This is a genomic window from Dellaglioa sp. CoH-56-MRSF-13 (genome assembly GCF_056782095.1).
The window spans coordinates 286,238-305,692 of record NZ_JBXAYC010000002.1 but is presented as its reverse complement, the minus strand read 5'-3'; the positions used below and the strand labels follow the sequence as shown (position 1 = coordinate 305,692).

The window sequence follows — 19,455 nt, the reverse complement described above, 5'->3', positions numbered from 1 at the left end:
ACAAGAAGTACAAGAAGTACAAGAAGTACAAGAAGTACAAGAAGTACAAGAAGTACAAGAAGTACAAGAAGTACAAGAAGTACAAGATAGCTATTATGATAATCAGTCAGATGAAGAAGTCAAAAGGTCAGATGCAAGTTATCAATTTCCATCACTTGATTTATTACCAGATCCTATTTTAGAAAATGCTGGTGAATTAGATGATTGGGTACTTTCTCAAATTGATGTATTAAATAATACATTGGAAGCATTCCATGTTAATGCAGAAGTTGATGGCTGGACAGTTGGGCCAACGGTGACCCAATTTGAAGTATCATTAGCTGCTGGTGTTAAGGTAAGTAAGATTACCAACCTTGTTGATGACTTGAAACTAGCGCTTGCTGCAAAAGATATCCGTGTAGAGGCGCCAATTCCTGGACGTAGTAGTGTTGGAATTGAAATACCTAATTTAAAATCAAGACCAGTCCTTCTCTCGGAAGTATTGAGATCTCCAGTGTTTATAGAAAATAAATCACCATTGACGGTGGCGTTAGGTGTCGATTTATTTGGTGAAGCACAAGTAACTAACTTACAAAAAATGCCGCATGGATTAATTGCTGGTGCTACAGGGTCTGGTAAGTCAGTTTTTATCAATAGTTTATTAGTTTCTATTTTATATAAGGCAACACCAAACGAAGTTAAATTGTTATTGATTGATCCTAAAGCTGTCGAATTAGCGCCATATCATGATATTCCTCATTTATTAGCACCTGTTATATCAGATGCAAAAGCAGCTTCGGCAGCTTTGAAATGGGCTGTTGATGAAATGGAAGAACGCTATCAAAAATTAGCTGCAGCTGGAGCTAAAAATATTGGTAACTTTAATCAAAAAGCAGAAGCTAATGGCGATTTTGGCCTAAAGATGCCGTATATTTTAATTATTATTGATGAATTAGCTGATTTAATGATGGTTGCTTCAAATGAAGTTCAAGAATATATTGCAAGAATTACACAAAAAGCTAGAGCAGCAGGAATTCATTTAATTCTGGCTACACAACGACCAAGTGTTGATGTTGTTACGGGTACAATTAAAAATAATATTCCAACTCGAATTGCATTTATGGTTTCTAGTCAAATTGACTCGAGAACTATCTTGGATACGGCCGGTGCTGAAAAATTACTTGGACGAGGCGATATGCTCTATCTAGGTAATGGATCAAGTCAGGCTGTTAGGTTACAAGGAACGTATATAGAAGATGAAGTAGATTTAATTACAGATTTTGTTAGAACTCAAGGAAAGCCAAGATATGCATTTAATCCAGATGGACTGAAAAAAATGGCAGATCAAAATGAACAACAAGATGATTTATTGCCAGGTATTTTAGATTTTATTGCGCACGAACAAACCATTTCAACTTCTAAATTACAGCGCGTCTTTTCAATTGGGTATAATAGAGCTGCCAATATTATTGACGAACTTGAAAATCAGCAACATATCTCACATGCTAAGGGGTCGAAACCTCGAGATGTGTATTTAAATGAAGATGAACTCAGACGGATGAGAGAAGAATTTTAACGACAAACTGAATATTAACTCATTTTATGGTAAAATTATGAATGAATAATGTCAGAAAAGGGGATAATGATGAATAACCAAAAAGTATATTATTTTGTAGGAATAAAAGGCTCAGGGATGAGTTCTTTAGCATTAATTTTACACGATCAAGGATTTAAGGTTGAAGGCTCTGATATTGACCAATATACATTCACACAACGTGGATTAGAATTAGCTAATATTAAGGTTTATTCATTTGATGAAAAAAATATCCATGAAGGTTTGACTGTAATTGCGGGAAATGCATTTACAGCGGATCATCCTGAACTTAAAAAGGCACGTGAAATGGGATTAGATATTGTCAGTTATCCTGAAATGTTAAGTCGATTAATGGAAGGTTACACAAGTATTGGTGTTGCCGGCTCTCATGGTAAAACAAGTACAACAGGATTGCTTGCACATGTCTTAAGTGGTATTGCACCAACGAGTTACTTAATTGGGGATGGTACTGGTAAAGGAAAACCTGATGCAAGATTCTTTGTTTATGAAGCAGATGAATACCGTCGACATTTTGTTGCCTATCACCCAGATTATTCAATTATGACTAATATTGATTTTGATCATCCAGATTATTTTACTGGTATTGATGACGTTTTTGATTCATTTGAAACAGTTGCAAAACAAACCAAAAAAGGAATATTTGCTTGGGGAGATGATCCTTTACTCCGTAAAATAAAAGCTGATGTTCCAATTTATTATTATGGTACAAAGGATTCTGATGATTTCCAAGCTCGTGATATAAAACGAACAACTAAAGGTTCTGAATTCGATGTTTATTATCACGATACATCATTAGGTCATTACCAAATTCCAATTTTTGGTGAACATAATATCTTAAATAGTTTGGCCGTTATTGCTGTTTCGTATTTTGAAAAAGTTGATTTAGAAGAAATTGCAAGTGAATTATTAAGTTTTAAAGGGGTTAAACGCCGGTTTAGCGAAAAGTATATTGGTGATATGACAATTATTGATGATTACGCACATCATCCATCAGAAATTAAAGCAACAATTGATGCTGCTCGTCAAAAATATCCTGATAAAGAATTAATTGCGGTCTTCCAACCACATACGTTTAGTAGAACTATTGCGTTGATGGATGATTTTGCAATTAGTTTGAATCTTGCCGATAAGGTTTATTTAACGGATATTTTCAGTTCTGCTCGTGAAACATCAGGTAATGTTTCTAGTGAAGATCTTGGTGCAAAGATTGTTAAGGGTGGCGAGATTATCAAACTTGATAATCTTTCGCCATTACTTGATTACAATAATGCAGTTGTTATTTTTATGGGCGCTGGAGATGTCCAAAAATATGAATATGCATATGAAGAATTATTGAGTAATTTAAGTTTTAAAAATAATTAGTTGCTGAAAAAGAAATGATTTTCGAATCATTTCTTTTTTATTACTTAATTTTTTTTTACGAAAAGTGAAAATTCTTGATAATTTTACATGATTTGGTACACTTGTCCTTATACATACAAGGGGTTATCCTTTAAAAAGGTTAATGCTGTATGAGGTTAAAAGTCATGTTGTATTCTGATTAAAATAAGTAGTATTGCTCTAACTTATTTCATTTTATTAAATTAGTTGTAATAGGTTTTAGTGTATTAATCACAATATTTTAAACATGATTTCTTAATTAACAAGGAGGAAAATAAGATGGATAATCAAAATAGCGTTATTATTAATGAAAAAGATGGATTAAATCATTTTTTAGCAAAATTATATGGGTATATGGCGCTTGCAGTTGGCGTTTCAGCTGTCACAGCATTTTTAACATTGACAGTATTTCAAAAATTAGTTTATGGCTTTATGGCAGAACATTCATGGTCAATTTGGGCATTATTTATTGTCCAATTGGTGGTTGTCTTAAATATTAACGTAAAGGCATCAAGGGCACCATTTGTAACATTTGCTTTATTGATGGGGTATTCTGTACTTGAGGGCGTAACGTTGTCGTTGATTATATCAATGTATTCAGTCGGGAATATCATTGCTGCATTTGCCGCAAGTTCGGCTGTATTCGTTACGATGACCATTTTAGGAAATGTTACTAAACGAGATTTAACTAAATTAGGCACACAGGCATTAGCAGCTTTGGTTGGACTAATTGTTGCTTCATTTGTAAATTTATTCTTACAAAGTGAACTTATTAATTACGTATTCTCATATATCGCTGTGATTATTTTCACCATTTTAACAGCGTGGGACACACAAAAATTAAGACAAGTATTTTTACAACGAGATAGCAATGTTTCAGTTTCTAACTTAGCTATGACAGGTGCACTAATGTTATATCTTGATTTTATTAATTTATTCATTTCATTCTTACAAATCTTTGGTTACGGTGGTAGAGATTAGTAATTCATAAATAAGAAGGTTAAACCTCCAAGTTAAGGATTTATAACTTGGGGGTTTTTATTACTTTATTGAGTTATTAGCGTATTCATTATTAATCACGGCTGATGTTTGGTAAAATAGAGATAGAGATTTTCAAAGGAGACGGATATTAAATGACTAATACTAATGAGAAACTACTATTGATTGATGGAAACAGTATTGCCTATCGTGCATTTTTTGCATTGTACCAATCTGTAGATAGATTTACAAACCAAGCTGGGTTACATACAAATGCATTATATGGGTTTAATAATATGTTGAATGTCATATTAGATACCGAAAAACCGACACATGTATTAGTTGCATTTGATGCAGGAAAGACAACATTTAGAACTAAAAAATATGATAATTACAAGGCCGGTAGATCAAAAACACCGCCAGAACTAAAAGAACAAATGCCATATTTTAGAGAATTACTAGCAGGATACGGCATTAAAACTTACGAATTAATTGATTTTGAAGCAGATGACATTATAGGCACAATGGCAAAAAAAGGTGAAGAAGCTGGATATAATGTGACTATTGTGACTGGAGATCGAGATTTAACACAATTAACAACCGATAAAGTAACAGTTTCTGTCACAAAAAAAGGCGTTAGTGAAATCGAAAAATTTACACCAGAGCATGTAATGGAAAAATTTGGATTAACACCATTGCAAATTATTGATATGAAGGGATTAGTTGGCGATACGTCAGATAATTATCCCGGTGTTACTAAAGTTGGTGAGAAGACTGCAATTAAATTATTAACAGAATATGACTCAATGGAGAATCTTTACGAAAATATTGATCAATTAAAGAAAAGTAAAATGAAAGAGCATTTAATTGAAGATAAAGATCAAGCATTTATGAGCAAAGATTTAGCCAGAATTCGACAAGATGCACCTATCACAATCGATTTTCCTGATACAAAATGGGATGGAAAAGACTTAGATAAGTTAGTTGCTTTCTATGAAAAAATGGATTTTAAAAAATTTTTAAGTCAATTAAATTTAAATTCAGCATCAGATAGTGTAGAAATGAATTTATTTCCAGAACCTAAAAAGACAGATTATAAAGTATTAACTAGTGATAATTTAGATGAATTATCTAAATTATCACAACCAATTTCTTTTTATTTAGAGATGTTGGAAGATAATTATCATACAGCAGATTTTGATGGATTTGCGATAGGTGATGGCAATCAATTTTTCGTAACACGAGATGTTGATTTGTTAAAATCTAAAACTTTAGTTTCAATTCTTTCAAATGATAAAATTAAAAAGAATGTATTTAATTTTAAACGTAATTATGTAGCATTGAACCGATTGGACATTCAACTTGCAGGAACTGAATTCGATCTTTTGTTGGCTTCATATTTGTTAGATACAAGTGATAATAGTAATGATCTTAGTAAAGTTGCACAGAAACATGATTACTATGACGTTAAGTCTGATGAAGAGGTATATGGTAAAGGCGTTAAACGTGCAATTCCAGAAGATGATGATATTTTCTTTAGTCATATGGCATCGAAAGTTGACGCCTTAAATCTTTTGAAAGAACCATTAATGGCCGGATTAGTTGATCATGAGCAAATGGATTTGTACACGGATATGGAACTTCCTCTTTCACTTGTATTAGCCAAGATGGAAATTCAAGGCATTAATGTGGATGCCGATAGATTGAAGATTATGAAAAAGGAATTTTCAACTATTTTAAGTGATATGGAAACTAAAATTTATAGTGAAGCTGGTGAAGAATTTAATATTAATTCACCAAAACAATTAGGCGTTATTTTATTTGAAAAATTAAAATTACCTGTTGTTAAAAAAACTAAAACAGGTTACTCAACTGCAGTTGATGTTTTAGAACAACTTAGTACAATAGCTCCAATTGCAGATTTAATTTTAAAATATCGACAAATTGCAAAAATTCAATCAACGTATGTTGAAGGATTATTAAAAGTTAGACATGAAGATAAGAAAGTTCATACAAGATACCTACAAACACTGACAGCGACAGGCCGATTATCATCTGTAGATCCTAATCTACAAAATATTCCGGTCCGCGTTCCTGAAGGTAAGAAAATTAGACAAGCATTTATACCTGAACATAAGGGATGGAAAATATTCTCATCTGACTATTCACAAATTGAGTTGCGTGTTTTGGCCCATATTGCGCATGATGCTAATATGCAAGAAGCTTTTAAAGAAGGAATCGATATCCATGCTAATACAGCAATGAAAATTTTTAGTTTAGAATCGCCAGATGACGTGACGTCAAATATGCGTCGAACAGCTAAGGCAGTCAATTTTGGGATTGTTTATGGTATTAGTGATTATGGATTGTCACAAAATATTGGGATTACTAGAAAACAAGCACAAACATTTATTGATACTTATTTAAATGAATTTACAGGCGTTAAGAACTACATGGAAAGCGTTGTGCGTGAAGCTAAAGATAAGGGCTATGTTGAAACATTATTCCATCGTCGTCGTTATTTACCAGATATTAACAGTCGAAACTTTAATTTACGTTCTTTTGCTGAAAGAACTGCAATGAATACCCCAATTCAAGGTAGTGCTGCGGATATTATTAAAGTAGCGATGATTAATATGAACAAAATGTTAGAAGAAGAACATTTACAAGCCAAAATGTTATTACAAGTACATGATGAATTAATTTTTGAAGCACCTGAAGAAGAAATTGCTATCTTGCAAAAGAAAGTTCCTGAAGTTATGGACGCTGCTGTTTCTTTAGAGGTTCCTTTAAAAGTTGAGAGTGCGTTTGGTGATAGTTGGTTTGATACTAAATAAAAAGTGGTTGGGGGTAATTATATGCCAGAATTACCAGAAGTTGAAACGGTTCGAAGAGGTCTTAGTCAATTAGTTATAGGTAAGACAATTAAATCAATTGATGTTTTATGGCCTAAAATTGTATCTGGGGATGTACTAGATTTTAAGCGTGAATTAGAAGGTAGAAAGATTGAATCAATCGATAGACTGGGTAAATACTTACTTTTTCGTTTTGATAGTAAAATGACAATGGTTTCTCATTTAAGAATGGAAGGCAAATATTTTGTCCGTGGATCAGATGAACCAATTGAAAAACATTCCCACGTCATATTTCATTTAACTGATGGGCAAGATTTAAGATACAATGATGTTCGTAAGTTTGGACGCATGCAACTAATCCCCACAGGTCGAGAACGTGAACTTTCGGGACTTAAGAAGCTAGGACCAGAACCGACAGAAGATGATTTTAAGCTCAGTTATTTCAAAAAATATTTATCTCGTAAGCATATGGCAATCAAGCCTGTGTTATTAAATCAAGAAGCGGTTGCTGGTCTTGGAAATATTTATGTTGATGAAGTTTTATGGATGAGTAAAATTAATCCGGAACAGCCAGCAAATTTAATTTCTGATAGGAAATTAGCTATATTACGTAAAAATATTATTCTTGAGCTAGCCACTGCGGTACAAGCTGGTGGAACAACAATTAGATCCTATACGGGTGCGTTTGGTGAGACGGGTTTGTTCCAATTTGATTTGAATGTCTATGGTCAAACAGGAAAACCATGTCCTAGATGCGGAGCGCCTATTGTTAAAATAAAAGTGGCACAACGAGGGACACACTACTGTCCACATTGCCAACCGTTAAAGGAAGTTTAAAAATGACTTATATTCTTGGACTAACTGGTGGCATAGCAACAGGTAAATCAACAGTTAGTCGTATTTTTAGAGAAGAAAATATCACAGTTATTGATGCAGACGTTATTGCGAGACAAGCTGTTGAACCAGAATCTGTAACATTAAAAATAATCATTCAAACATTTGGTGAAAAATATTTATCATTAACCGGGAATTTGAATCGAAAAGAGTTAGGTCAGCTAGTTTTTAATGATGCAACAGAGTTAAAAAAATTGAACGGCATTATGGTTCCTGCTATTAGAAAAGAAATCTTGTCACAAATAGAAGTCCAAAAAAAATTAGGTAGCCAGTTAATTATTTTGGATATGCCTTTATTATTTGAGCAAAACTACCAATTACTTTGTGATGCAGTAATGGTTATCTATGTACCTGAAACAGCACAATTAGAACGTTTAATGAAGCGGGATGAATTGTCTTTAGATGAGGCGATGTTAAGGGTTAAAGCACAATGGCCCATTCAAAAGAAAAAAGATTTAGCAGATTTTGTAATAGATAATTCAACAACGGTTGCCGTTACAAGGGTTCAAGTGCTAAACTGGCTTAGTAATCAAATTAATGGTTAAATAATGTAAATAAAAAATAATGAGGTGTCACAATGAAATGTCCACATTGCCAACATAATGGCTCTCGAGTCGTTGACAGTCGACCAACAGATGAAGGTCGCGTTATCAGACGACGTCGTGAATGTGAAAATTGTGAATTTAGATTCACAACATTTGAACGAGTTGAAGCTACACCACTACTTGTTATTAAAAAAAATGGAACACGTGAAGAATTTAATCGTGAAAAGATTCTTAAAGGTATTATCAGTTCTGCTGAGAAAAGACCAGTTTCAATGAAAGCTATCACTCATCTTGTGGATCAAGTGGAAAATAATGTTAGAGCATTAGGTGAAAATGAAATTTCTAGCCAACTAATTGGTGAATATGTTATGGGATTATTGGCTGATGTAGATGAAATTGCGTACATTAGATTTGCTAGTGTTTATCGCCAATTTAAAGATATGAGTGTTTTCTTAAAAGAATTAAATGAAATGATGGCTCGTGATAAAACACCTACAGATAAACCGGATTTGAAGGAATGATAATCAATGATTGATATATGCGGAAATATGAGTCCGAAAGACGGTTATGTCGTTTTAATGGATGAAAAAGTTACAAATGATGATATTGAACGACTAGACTACTTGTATCAACCTGTTATGGGTGTGATTGCGAGTGGTCTATTTGCTCTATTGAAAGGTGAGGCAGGTCAAAATCCACAATTATCTAATCGAAAGATGCATAGTGAATTACTTGCATTACTAAATATTGACATAGCAATGTTTTATGAAGCAAGAAGTGCCCTTGAAGCTTTAGGGCTTTTGAAGAGCTTTGAAAAAGAGGATGCAATAGGAAAAGTTGTTGTCTATCAATTGCGTCGACCTTTGCAAGCAACTGATTTTTTTACAGATGATTTACTAAGCACTTTACTCTGGGAATCGATTGGTGATGGTAGGTACAAAGAAATTACCACTCGATTTGCGTTACCAATTTTAAAATTAGATGGCTTCAAAGAAACATCTAAAAGTTTCTTAGATGTTTTCCAAGTTAATCAAGATCATTTGTCTAATAAACCTGATATTATTTCTGAAAGTAAAAAAGTTTTTTCAACGGACAAGAAGATACCGAAAAAGTTAGTTGAGTCAGGTAGTATTGAGTCATTTGATTTTAAATTTTTTATTGAACTACTGGAAAAGAGTTTCGTTTCTTTGGATAATATCAATGAACAGCGGGATTTAATTATTTCAGAGCATCTCTTGTATGGTATTGATGAAATCGAAATGGCCCAATTTATTGGAGATTCAGCTGACTTATCAACAAATGAAGTTGATTATAATTCATTCAAGCAACATATTGCTCACAAATATAATCAACAAATTAAACTGAAAAAACAAGAAGATTTAACAAGTAGTGATAATAAAAAGGTTAATATGAAATCTGTTGAAACGCTAAAAAAAGTTGGTTTTTCTGAAGAGGATTCGCAGTTAATTCTTGCGAGTGAAGCCTATAAACCTTTTGATTTTTTGAAATCGTTAAAAGAAAGCAAGGGTGGATATGTCACTGACAGTGAAGCATATCTGTTACAGCAACTTATTCAACGACAGATATTTTCTAATTCAGTCATTAATATTCTGATTCATTACATTTTGATTGACCGTGATTTATCAACACTTAATAAATCGTTTGTCGATACTATGGCTAATGATTGGTCACAGCAAAAAGTGAAGACACCTGAAGAAGCCATTAATCAGGTTCGACAATTTAACAATAAAAAGACTGAAACTAAGGCGTCAAACCAACGACAAAGAAAAATAATTAAAAAAGAGACATTGCCTGATTGGGCTAAAGATGACTATCAAGCACCAAAAGTGGATGTAAAAGTTGATAAGGATGAACTAAAAAGACAACTTGCTGAATTTAATAAAACAGCACCCAAAGGAGGAAAATGATGGAAGATTTAGGGACAGAAATCAAAAAATTTCTTGAAAAGGACAACCTGAGTGAAAGATATCCTAATGTTAATTATCGTGATTTAATGAGAAAAGTTTATGAAGATTCAGATGTCATCGCTTTTTTAGATAGAAATAAAGCTGAATTAACAGAGGATAGTATTCGACGCGCTGATGCAAAATTGTATGAATTCTTATCTGAAAAAAATAAAATTATTCTTGGTAAAGGAATGATAGCACCAGGTTATAAGCCACAATTGGTTTTGAATAATCATATGATTGATGTTTCCTATGTACCAACAGATTCTTTTATCGAGGCTCAAAAAAGTAGAGCATTAGCTAAGCGAGTTAAATCAATGAGTATGTCTAAAGATATCAAAAACGCGACTATGAATGGCTTTGATATGGATGAACGTGGGGATGCACTTAGCCAGAGTTTAAAATTTATAACAACATTTGTTGATAGTCCTAAATCTTATCACCAAGCAATGTATTTTTATGGTAGCTTTGGCGTTGGTAAAACATATCTTTTAGGTGCTATGGCCAATGAATTAGCAAGTCGAGGATACCAAACGACTTTAATGCATTTCCCTAGTTTTGCAGTTGAAATTAAAAATGCTATTAGTGATAATCGTGTTTATGACATGCTAAATGCTGTTAAAAAATCTGAAATTTTAATGATTGATGATATTGGTGCCGATGCAATGTCTAGTTGGGTTCGTGATGATATTTTAGGTGTTATTTTACAATATCGCATGCAAGAAGAATTACCAACTTTCTTTAGTTCTAATTTTTCGATGAAACAACTAGAAGATGAGCATTTACGTATTAGTCAAAAGGGTGAAGACGAGCCTCTTAAGGCAAAAAGAATTATGGAACGAATTCACTTTTTAGCAAAAGAAGTTAAGATTGTTGGAAAAAATCGTCGACCTAAATAAGAATAATAGTTGCTAAATTTCACTAAAAATGGTTAAATAGTTATTAAATTGATACGGAAGATTACATTCTTTTTTTATGTCCGCAGGGAGGGAAAGCATAGCTGAAAGCTTTTCTGGCAGAGAATAAGTGATGACCACTTCCATAATGTTGCCTGATTTTTATCAGGTCGGATTGGATCCGTTAAAATCTATGGAGAAAGTTTTGTTTCGGCAAAACTTTGAATTTGGGTGGAACCACGTTAATCGACGTCCCTAATACACGATTTTATTTGTGTATTAGGGACTTTTTTTGTATCAAAAAATATTAAAACAATGGAGGAAGTTAACATGTCAAAAATAAATATTACATTTCCAGATGGCGCAGTTAAAGAGTTTGATTCAGGTATTACGACTGAAGACGTTGCAAAGTCAATTAGTCCTAGTTTAGCTAAAAAATCAATTGCCGGTAAATTCAATGGTGTTTTGGTTGATTATCTTCGTCCATTAGAGGCAGACGGCGCTATCGAAATTGTTACTAAAGAATCTGCAGACGGATTAATCGTTTTATGGCATACAGCTGCTCAAGTTTTAGCTAATGCGTTACAACAATTATACCCAGGTATGAAATTTGGTATGAGTTCTGATATTGAAAATGGTTTCTATTTTGATACAGATAATGGTGAAACACAAGTTAGCGTTGATGATTTGAAGAAAATTCAAGATAAGATGAAATCAATTGTTAAAGAAAATTTGAAAATTGAACGTCAATTAGTTTCAAAAGCTGAAGCTCTTGAATTATTTGCTGGTGACCCATATCGTGCTGAATTAGTAGTTGAAGCTACTGATGAAAATGGACAAGTTGAAATTTACAAACAAGGTGAATTCGTTAACTTAAGCGATGGCGCACAATTACGCTCAACTGCTGATGTTAAAATTTTCCAATTATTATCAGTTGCTGGTGCATATTGGCAAGGTAAATCAAGTAATCCGATGTTACAACGTGTTTATGGTACAGCGTTCTTTAAACAAAAAGATTTAGATGCTGAATTAGTTCGTCGTCAAGAAGCACGTGAACGCGATCATCGAGTAATTGGTAATGACTTAGATTTATTCTTTGTAGATCCAAAAGTTGGTGCAGGATTACCATACTGGTTACCTAATGGTGCTACAATTCGTCGTACGATTGAACGCTACATTGTTGATAAGGAAGTTTCAAATGGTTATGATCATGTTTACACACCAATCTTAGCCAACTTGGATTTATATAAAACTTCTGGTCATTGGGACCATTATCGCGAAGACATGTTCCCACCAATGGACATGGGTGATGGCGAAGAGTTAGAGTTACGTCCAATGAACTGTCCTTCACATATTCAAGTTTACAAGCATCATATTCGTTCATATCGTGATCTTCCTATCAGAATTGCTGAATTAGGAATGATGCATCGTTATGAAAAATCAGGTGCACTTTCTGGTTTACAACGTGTACGTGAAATGACATTAAATGATGGTCATACTTTCGTTGCTCCTGATCAAATTCAAGAAGAATTTAAAAGCGTCCTTCGTTTAATGATGGAAGTTTATGATGACTTTGGGATTGCTGACTATTCATTCCGTTTGAGCTATCGTGATCCAGCTAACACAGAGAAATACTTTGATGATAATGAAATGTGGACAAAATCACAAAGTATGTTAAAAGGTGCTATGGATGATTTAGGCTTAGATTACTACGAAGCTGAAGGAGAAGCAGCATTTTACGGTCCTAAATTAGATGTTCAAACAAAAACAGCGTTAGGAAATGATGAAACGTTATCAACAATTCAATTAGATTTCATGATGCCTGAAAAATTTGAATTATCATACATCGGTGATGATGGTGAAGAACACCGTCCTGTTATGATTCATCGTGGACTTGTTTCAACGATGGAACGTTTTACAGCTTACTTAACAGAAATGTACAAAGGAGCATTCCCAACTTGGTTGGCTCCTAAACAGGTAACAATTATTCCTGTTAAAAACGATCTTCATGCCGATTATGCGCATGATTTACGTGCTAACTTAGTTGCTCGTGGTGTACGAGTAACGGTTGATGAACGTAACGAAAAGATGGGTTATAAGATGCGTCAAGCGCAAGTTACTAAAGTACCTTATATTTTAGTTGTCGGTGATAATGAAGTAGCTGAAAATACAGTTTCTGTTCGTCGACATGGTGAAGATGATTCAAATATCTTTACAAAAGAAGATTTTATTAACAACATTACAAAAGAAATTGCCAACTATAGTCGTAAAGCATAAAAAAGACTCATTTTAATTTGCTTGACAATGAGTCTTCAAGTTGGTATGATATAAAAGTTAAGAAAAAGCAGAGGCTCCCGCTTCTCGCCTGAAGAGACAAAGAGTCTCTGGGCAGAATATTATTGAAATTAAATTCCAATTAAAATGGATTTCAAGCGGGCTGCGATAATTTATTATTGTTGCCCGTTTTTCTGTGTTTTTTCTCAAAAAAATTTGGAGGTGCATTGCCATAGCAGTTGATAAAGTAGACAAAATGGTCAATGAAGGTATCCGCGCATCGGAACTTCGTTTGATCGGTGATGATGGCGAACAACTTGGTGTTAAAACGAAACAAGAAGCACTAGATATGGCAGAAATTGCTAATTTAGATGTTGTTGTTGTTGCCGCTAACTCAAAACCACCTGTTGCTAAGATTATGGATTACGGGAAGTACCGTTTCGAATTACAAAAGAAACAAAGAGAAGCCCGTAAAAACCAAAAGATTGTTAATGTTAAAGAAGTTAGACTTAGTCCAACGATTGATATTAACGATTTCAATACAAAATTGAAAAATGCCTCAAAATTCCTTGCAAAAGGTGATAAGGTTAAAGTATCAATTAGATTTAAAGGCCGTGCAATTACGCATAAAGAAATCGGACGTGATGTCTTGAATCGCTTCGCTGACGCAGCTAAAGAAGTTGCATCAGTTGAATCAAGAGCGAAGATGGATGGACGTAGTATGTTCATGATGCTTGCACCTAAGGCTGAAAAGTAAAGCTATATTAGGAGGATATTAGATTATGCCAAAACAAAAGACTCATCGTGCATCAGCAAAACGTTTTAAACGTACAGGAAATGGTGGCTTAAAACGCTCTAAAGCATATACAAGTCATCGTATGCATGGTAAAACTAAGAAACAACGTCGTCAATTAAGCAAATCAACTACAGTGTCAGCATCAGATAACAAGCGTATCAAACAAATGCTTTCACAAATGAAATAATAAATATAAATTAGACAATTGATGCCATTTTTAAATGGCTCAATAAGGAGGAATTTTCATGCCACGAGTTAAAGGTGGAACCGTTACACGTCAACGTCGCAAAAGAATGCTTAAATTAGCAAAAGGTTACCGTGGATCAAAACATATCCAATTTAAGGTAGCTAAACAACAAGTAATGAAATCGTACCAATATTCATTCCGTGATCGCCATCAAACAAAACGTAACTTCCGTCGTCTATGGATTGCACGTATTAACGCTGCAGCACGTATGAATGGTTTAAGTTACAGCAAGATGATGCATGGCTTGAAATTAGCTGAAATTGAAGTTAACCGTAAAATGTTAGCTGAATTAGCTGTTAAAGATTCAGCAGCATTTGCTGCTGTTGCAGAAGAAGCTAAAAAAGCATTAAGTAAATAATAACTTTTAAGAGGATACTTGACCAATTGTCAAGTATCCTCTTTTTTTAATAAAATTTCTGTAAATAAGTTAAGTATGTTATTTTTAGTGAAATCAAAAAAATTTTATGTGATATCAATGATTATGGTCTATGTAACTAATAAGACAAAATATAATCTTAAAAAGAGCAATATAAAATTGAAATAACTCGTTTCTATTATTTTAAAATGAGAAAATAAAATTAATTTCATTTGTTTTCATGGAAAACATGCAATTTTGTTGAAAGTACATTATACTTAGATTATTATTCTAAAATTGAGGTAGCTAACATGCTTGAGAGATATAAACCAACTTGGATGGTTGAATCAATTTATGATTTAACACCAGAGGATTTACAAAATCATGGAATTAAAGTTGTTATGACTGATTTAGACAATACATTAATTGCATGGGATAACCCAAACGGAACCCCAGAATTGAAGAATTGGTTAGAGCTTATAGCTGCGGCTTCAATTCCAGTGATTGTTGTATCTAACAATAGTCACGAACGTATTGAAAAGGCACTGGAACATATTGGATTACCATTTGTTTCCAGAGCTCTAAAACCATTTACAAAAGGAATTAACCAAGTTAAAAATGAATTTAAGATGAATAATCAAGATTTAGTTTTAATAGGTGATCAATTGATGACTGATATTGCTGCTGCGAATAATGCGGGCATTAAAAGTATATTGGTTAAACCACTTGTTGAATCAGACGCTTGGAATACAAAACCTAATCGTTTCATTGAAAAAAGAATTAAAAATCACTTAATTAAAAAACACGATTTTAAAACTAAATGGGGGAATTCATTGGATGACTGACATAATTGAAGTACCAGAAATTGACGAAGATCTTTTTTGTATTGGCTGTGGCTCAAAAATTCAAAGTGAAGAAGTAGATGAATTAGGCTATACACCTAAATCCGCAGTAAAAAAAGGACTTGAAACAAATGAACTATATTGCCAAAGATGTTTTAGACTACGACATTACAATGAAATTGCTGACGTTAAGTTAACTGATGATGATTTCCTAAAATTATTGAATCAAATTGGTAGTGCTGATGCATTAATCGTCAACGTTATTGATATTTTTGATTTTAATGGTAGTCTAATTCCTGGATTACATCGATTTGTGGGTGATAATCCTGTTTTAATGGTTGGAAATAAAGCTGATTTATTGCCTAAGTCATTGAGACGTTCGAAGTTAAAGGATTGGATGAGACAACAAGCTAATTTACAAGGATTACGACCAATTGATGTTGCATTGACAAGTGCAACAAAAAACTTTGCGATTGATGAATTATTAGAATTAATTGAAAAGTATCGTGAAGGCCGTGATGTGTACGTTGTTGGAGTAACTAATGTTGGTAAATCAACATTGATTAATCAAATCATTAAACAAAGAACAGGTGTCCAAGACCTGATTACAACTTCAAGATTCCCAGGAACTACGCTTGATAAGATTGAAATTCCATTGGACGATGATCGAGCTTTAATTGATACACCAGGTATTATTCATCAAGACCAGATGGCTCATTATCTATCAGGTAAGGCGCTAAGATTAGTTTCTCCTCAAAAAGAAATTAAACAACGCGTCTATCAGTTAAATGAAAACCAAACATTATTCTTTGGGGCTGTTGCAAGATTTGATTACATTTCAGGGGGAACTCCTGGTGTTGTCGTTTATCTTGATAATGATTTAATGATTCATAGAACAAAAACTGAGACTGCAAGTGAATTTTATGAGAAACATGCTGGTGGTTTATTAAATCCACCAACAGATGATGAAATGAACGACTTCCCAGAATTAGTTCGTTTTGAATTTAAAGCAACACAAAAAAGTGATTTAGTTTTTGCCGGACTTGGATGGGTAACCATTAATGAGGGTGCTAAAGTCGCTGGCTGGGCACCAAAAGGTGTTTCGGTTCTTTTACGTAAAGCAATGATATAAGAGGAGTTAACTAACATATGACATTAAGAGGCAAACAAAAAAGATATCTACGCAGTCAGGCACATCATTTACGTCCACTTTTCCAAGTTGGAAAAGAAGGCGTGTCTACTAACTGGTTAAACCAAATTCGCGAAGCAATTGAAAAACGCGAATTAATCAAAATTAACATGCTACAAAATGCAACAATTGATACAAATGAAGTTCGTATTTTTATTGAATCTAATAGTTCAATTCAAGTTGTTCAAGTGATTGGTCATACATTAGTGCTTTATCAAGCAGCAACAGATGTCGAAAATCGAGATATCTCTGACAAAGTTAATTTACTCGCTTAATTTAAAATTTTGAGGAGGTTTTTAGCTTGACTATTCAAGTCCAAAAATTAAAAGAAATTAATTTAGTTACGAAATTTAAGACTAAACCCATTCTTGATAATACGAAAAAGCGTGTTGGAATTCTCGGGGGTACGTTTAATCCGCCTCACTTAGGTCATTTAATAATTGCTGATCAAGTTTGTCAGCAATTAGGATTAAGTGAAGTTCGATTTATGCCGGATGCAACACCACCACATGTGGATAAAAAGGAAGCAATTGATGCAAAGTATCGCCTTGATATGGTTAATCAAAGTATCGCGGATAACGATAAGTTTAAGCTGGAAGATACTGAAATTAATCGCGGTGGTATTAGCTACACCTATGACACTGTGGTTGCTTTAAAAGCAGCTCATCCGGAAAATGATTACTATTTTATTATTGGCGGCGATATGGTAGATTATTTACCGAAATGGTCTCGTATTGATGAATTAGTAAAATTAGTACATTTTGTTGGAGTTAAACGAACGGGATTTGAACAAACAAGTCAGTATCCTATACTTTGGGTTGATGTACCAACAATTGATATTAGTTCAACACAAATTCGAGATAAGATAAAAAAAGGCTGTTCAATTAATTATTTAGTACCTAAGGCAGTCTCAAATTATATTGAGAAAGAAGGGTTGTATCGTGAATAATTTAGTTTATTCTAATAATCTTTTTAGTGGAACTAGAGAAGAATTAGTACAGATTTTGAAGGAAACTTTGAGTGAAAAAAGATTTCAGCATGTGTTAAATGTTGAAAAATCTGCAATTGAACTTGCTCAAAATAATAATGGTGATATTGAAAGAGCAAGTATTGCTGGACTTATTCATGATTATGCCAAGGAGCGGACAGATGACACCTTTATCAGAACAATTAAGCAAAAACATATGGATCCTGATTTATTAAATTGGGGGAATGCTATCTGGCATGGAATTGTTGGCGCAGAGTTGATACATGATGAATTAGGTATTACAGATGATAAAATTTTAACATCAATTGTGAAGCATACGACAGGCGATGTTGAGATGGATTTGTTGGATAAAATTGTCTACGTCGCTGATTTCATCGAAGAAGGTAGGACGTTCTCTGGCGTTCTTGAAGCACGAAAAAAAGCATTTGAAAGTTTGGATGCAGCTGTTGGATTTGAAACAAAACATACACTAAGTTATTTAATTAATACCAATAAAAGAGTGTATCCTAAAACAATTTTGACCTTTAATAAATGGGTCGCAGAATAGAGGAGTAATAATGAATAGTATAGAAAAATTAGAAATCGCAGTTAAGGCTGCTGACAGTAAACGTGGCGAAAAGACGGTGGCTATTGATGTCCATGAAATTAGTCTATTAGCTGATTATTTCATGGTGACACAAGCTGACTCAGCTCACCAAGTTAAGGCTATCGTCAAAGAAATTCAAGATCAAGAAGAACTAGCAGGTGTTGAAGTCCGTCGTATTGAAGGACGTAATTCAACTAGTTGGGTTTTATTAGATTTTGGAGATTTAATTGTGCATGTATTTAAAACTGAATCACGTGAATTTTATGATCTTGAAAAATTCTGGTCTGAAGGCGCATCTGTAGATTTATCAGCATGGATTGAAGAATAATGATTTATACCACCTTTTCAAAATTGTATGATCAATTAATGGATCCTGATTTATATGATTCTTGGCAAACATTTGTCGAAACACAAGTTCCTGATAAGAAAACTGAAATTCTTGAATTAGCTTGTGGTGCAGGTCAATTAGCAATTGCTTTAACGCAATCTGGTTATTCAGTCGTTGGTTTAGATTTATCTGAAGAAATGTTATCAATTGCTGACCAACACGCACAGGATGCGAATGTATCCTTGCCTTTAGTACAAGGTGATATGATGAATTTGGAAGAGGCAGAGTTACCACAATTTGATGCGGTAACTTGTTTTGCTGACTCATTTTGTTATTTACCTGACGCTGATGCTGTAGGAAACGTTTTTAAATCAATTCATGGATTACTACAAGAAAATGGTCGATTCATTTTTGATGTTATCTCAACCTATCAAACGGATGAGATTTATCCAGGTTATATGTACAACTATCAGGATGATGATCAAGCTTTTTTGTGGTCAACATTTAAAGATGAAGAGCCACACAGTGTCGTTCATGAATTAACTTTTTTTGTCAAAAATGATACTAACTGTCAATTTGAACGTCTAACTGAGGACCATCATGAACGAACATATTCAGTTAATACGTATACTGAATTGTTAAAAAATGCTGGATTTAAGAATATTAAAATTTCGGCTGATTTTGGCACAAGTCAAGTTGATGATAAAACAACAAGACTATTTTTTGTCTGCGATAAATAGG

The 19,455-nt window shown here is 33.5% G+C and carries 20 protein-coding genes and 1 other annotated feature; all 20 genes read left to right on the top strand.

From position 1 onward, the window contains the following. Nucleotides 1–1,555, top strand: a 1,555-nt coding sequence (locus tag AC1RP1_RS03330) for a DNA translocase FtsK (RefSeq protein ID WP_481761196.1), incomplete at its 5' end; no start/stop codon positions are given. A 69-nt stretch (nucleotides 1,556–1,624) separates the two neighbouring features. Next, nucleotides 1,625–2,956: a UDP-N-acetylmuramate--L-alanine ligase gene (murC, locus tag AC1RP1_RS03325; RefSeq protein ID WP_481761401.1), complete on the top strand. Its 1,332-nt coding sequence runs from the start codon at nucleotides 1,625–1,627 to the stop codon at nucleotides 2,954–2,956. 297 nt (nucleotides 2,957–3,253) lie between these two features. After that, nucleotides 3,254–3,955, top strand: coding sequence for a Bax inhibitor-1/YccA family protein (locus tag AC1RP1_RS03320; RefSeq protein WP_481761197.1), 702 nt, complete (start codon nucleotides 3,254–3,256; stop codon nucleotides 3,953–3,955). Nucleotides 3,956–4,107: 152 nt separating this feature from the next. Next, a complete protein-coding gene (gene polA / locus AC1RP1_RS03315; protein ID WP_481761198.1) occupies nucleotides 4,108–6,789 on the top strand; it encodes a DNA polymerase I in 2,682 nt (893 codons plus the stop codon). Between the two features lie 21 nt (nucleotides 6,790–6,810). Further along, nucleotides 6,811–7,644 (top strand): DNA-formamidopyrimidine glycosylase, encoded by an 834-nt coding sequence (mutM, locus tag AC1RP1_RS03310; RefSeq protein ID WP_481761199.1) that lies wholly within the window; start codon nucleotides 6,811–6,813, stop codon nucleotides 7,642–7,644. A 2-nt stretch (nucleotides 7,645–7,646) separates the two neighbouring features. Next, on the top strand, nucleotides 7,647–8,246 hold the full coding sequence (gene coaE, locus AC1RP1_RS03305) for a dephospho-CoA kinase (RefSeq protein WP_481761200.1): 600 nt from the start codon (nucleotides 7,647–7,649) through the stop codon (nucleotides 8,244–8,246). Nucleotides 8,247–8,278: 32 nt separating this feature from the next. Continuing rightward, nucleotides 8,279–8,767 carry a transcriptional regulator NrdR gene (nrdR, locus tag AC1RP1_RS03300; RefSeq protein WP_409022693.1) on the top strand — a complete coding sequence of 163 codons (489 nt, stop codon included), beginning with the start codon at nucleotides 8,279–8,281 and terminating at the stop codon, nucleotides 8,765–8,767. 6 nt (nucleotides 8,768–8,773) lie between these two features. Next, on the top strand, nucleotides 8,774–10,174 hold the full coding sequence (locus AC1RP1_RS03295) for a replication initiation and membrane attachment family protein (RefSeq protein ID WP_481762173.1): 1,401 nt from the start codon (nucleotides 8,774–8,776) through the stop codon (nucleotides 10,172–10,174). Then, on the top strand, nucleotides 10,174–11,112 hold the full coding sequence (gene dnaI / locus AC1RP1_RS03290; protein ID WP_409022691.1) for a primosomal protein DnaI: 939 nt from the start codon (nucleotides 10,174–10,176) through the stop codon (nucleotides 11,110–11,112). The genes AC1RP1_RS03295 and dnaI overlap by 1 nt, the downstream gene beginning before the upstream one ends. Nucleotides 11,113–11,439: 327 nt before the next feature. Beyond that, nucleotides 11,440–13,386: a threonine--tRNA ligase gene (gene thrS / locus AC1RP1_RS03285; protein WP_481761202.1), complete on the top strand. Its 1,947-nt coding sequence runs from the start codon at nucleotides 11,440–11,442 to the stop codon at nucleotides 13,384–13,386. A 59-nt stretch (nucleotides 13,387–13,445) separates the two neighbouring features. Next, nucleotides 13,446–13,583 (top strand) — a sequence feature (ribosomal protein L20 leader region). Between the two features lie 56 nt (nucleotides 13,584–13,639). After that, nucleotides 13,640–14,140: a translation initiation factor IF-3 gene (gene infC / locus AC1RP1_RS03280; protein WP_409022689.1), complete on the top strand. Its 501-nt coding sequence runs from the start codon at nucleotides 13,640–13,642 to the stop codon at nucleotides 14,138–14,140. Between the two features lie 25 nt (nucleotides 14,141–14,165). Further along, nucleotides 14,166–14,366: a 50S ribosomal protein L35 gene (gene rpmI / locus AC1RP1_RS03275; RefSeq protein ID WP_057973380.1), complete on the top strand. Its 201-nt coding sequence runs from the start codon at nucleotides 14,166–14,168 to the stop codon at nucleotides 14,364–14,366. A 58-nt stretch (nucleotides 14,367–14,424) separates the two neighbouring features. Then, on the top strand, nucleotides 14,425–14,784 hold the full coding sequence (gene rplT, locus AC1RP1_RS03270) for a 50S ribosomal protein L20 (protein ID WP_409022688.1): 360 nt from the start codon (nucleotides 14,425–14,427) through the stop codon (nucleotides 14,782–14,784). 308 nt (nucleotides 14,785–15,092) lie between these two features. Further along, the gene (locus AC1RP1_RS03265; RefSeq protein ID WP_409022687.1) at nucleotides 15,093–15,626 is read left to right on the top strand and encodes a YqeG family HAD IIIA-type phosphatase; all 534 of its coding nucleotides are present in this window, start codon (nucleotides 15,093–15,095) and stop codon (nucleotides 15,624–15,626) included. Next, nucleotides 15,619–16,755 (top strand): ribosome biogenesis GTPase YqeH, encoded by a 1,137-nt coding sequence (yqeH, locus tag AC1RP1_RS03260; RefSeq protein WP_481761203.1) that lies wholly within the window; start codon nucleotides 15,619–15,621, stop codon nucleotides 16,753–16,755. The genes AC1RP1_RS03265 and yqeH overlap by 8 nt, the downstream gene beginning before the upstream one ends. A gap of 17 nt (nucleotides 16,756–16,772) precedes the next feature. Continuing rightward, a complete protein-coding gene (yhbY, locus tag AC1RP1_RS03255; RefSeq protein ID WP_409022685.1) occupies nucleotides 16,773–17,087 on the top strand; it encodes a ribosome assembly RNA-binding protein YhbY in 315 nt (104 codons plus the stop codon). Between the two features lie 26 nt (nucleotides 17,088–17,113). Further along, entirely contained in the window at nucleotides 17,114–17,761 is a 648-nt protein-coding gene (locus tag AC1RP1_RS03250; protein ID WP_481761204.1) for a nicotinate-nucleotide adenylyltransferase, read from the top strand. Continuing rightward, the gene (yqeK, locus tag AC1RP1_RS03245; protein WP_481761205.1) at nucleotides 17,754–18,347 is read left to right on the top strand and encodes a bis(5'-nucleosyl)-tetraphosphatase (symmetrical) YqeK; all 594 of its coding nucleotides are present in this window, start codon (nucleotides 17,754–17,756) and stop codon (nucleotides 18,345–18,347) included. Before AC1RP1_RS03250 ends, yqeK begins: the two co-directional genes overlap by 8 nt. Before the next feature lie 10 nt (nucleotides 18,348–18,357). After that, nucleotides 18,358–18,714: a ribosome silencing factor gene (rsfS, locus tag AC1RP1_RS03240; protein ID WP_481761206.1), complete on the top strand. Its 357-nt coding sequence runs from the start codon at nucleotides 18,358–18,360 to the stop codon at nucleotides 18,712–18,714. Beyond that, a complete protein-coding gene (locus tag AC1RP1_RS03235; protein WP_481761207.1) occupies nucleotides 18,714–19,454 on the top strand; it encodes a class I SAM-dependent methyltransferase in 741 nt (246 codons plus the stop codon). The genes rsfS and AC1RP1_RS03235 overlap by 1 nt, the downstream gene beginning before the upstream one ends. Nucleotide 19,455: the final 1 nt, after the last annotated feature.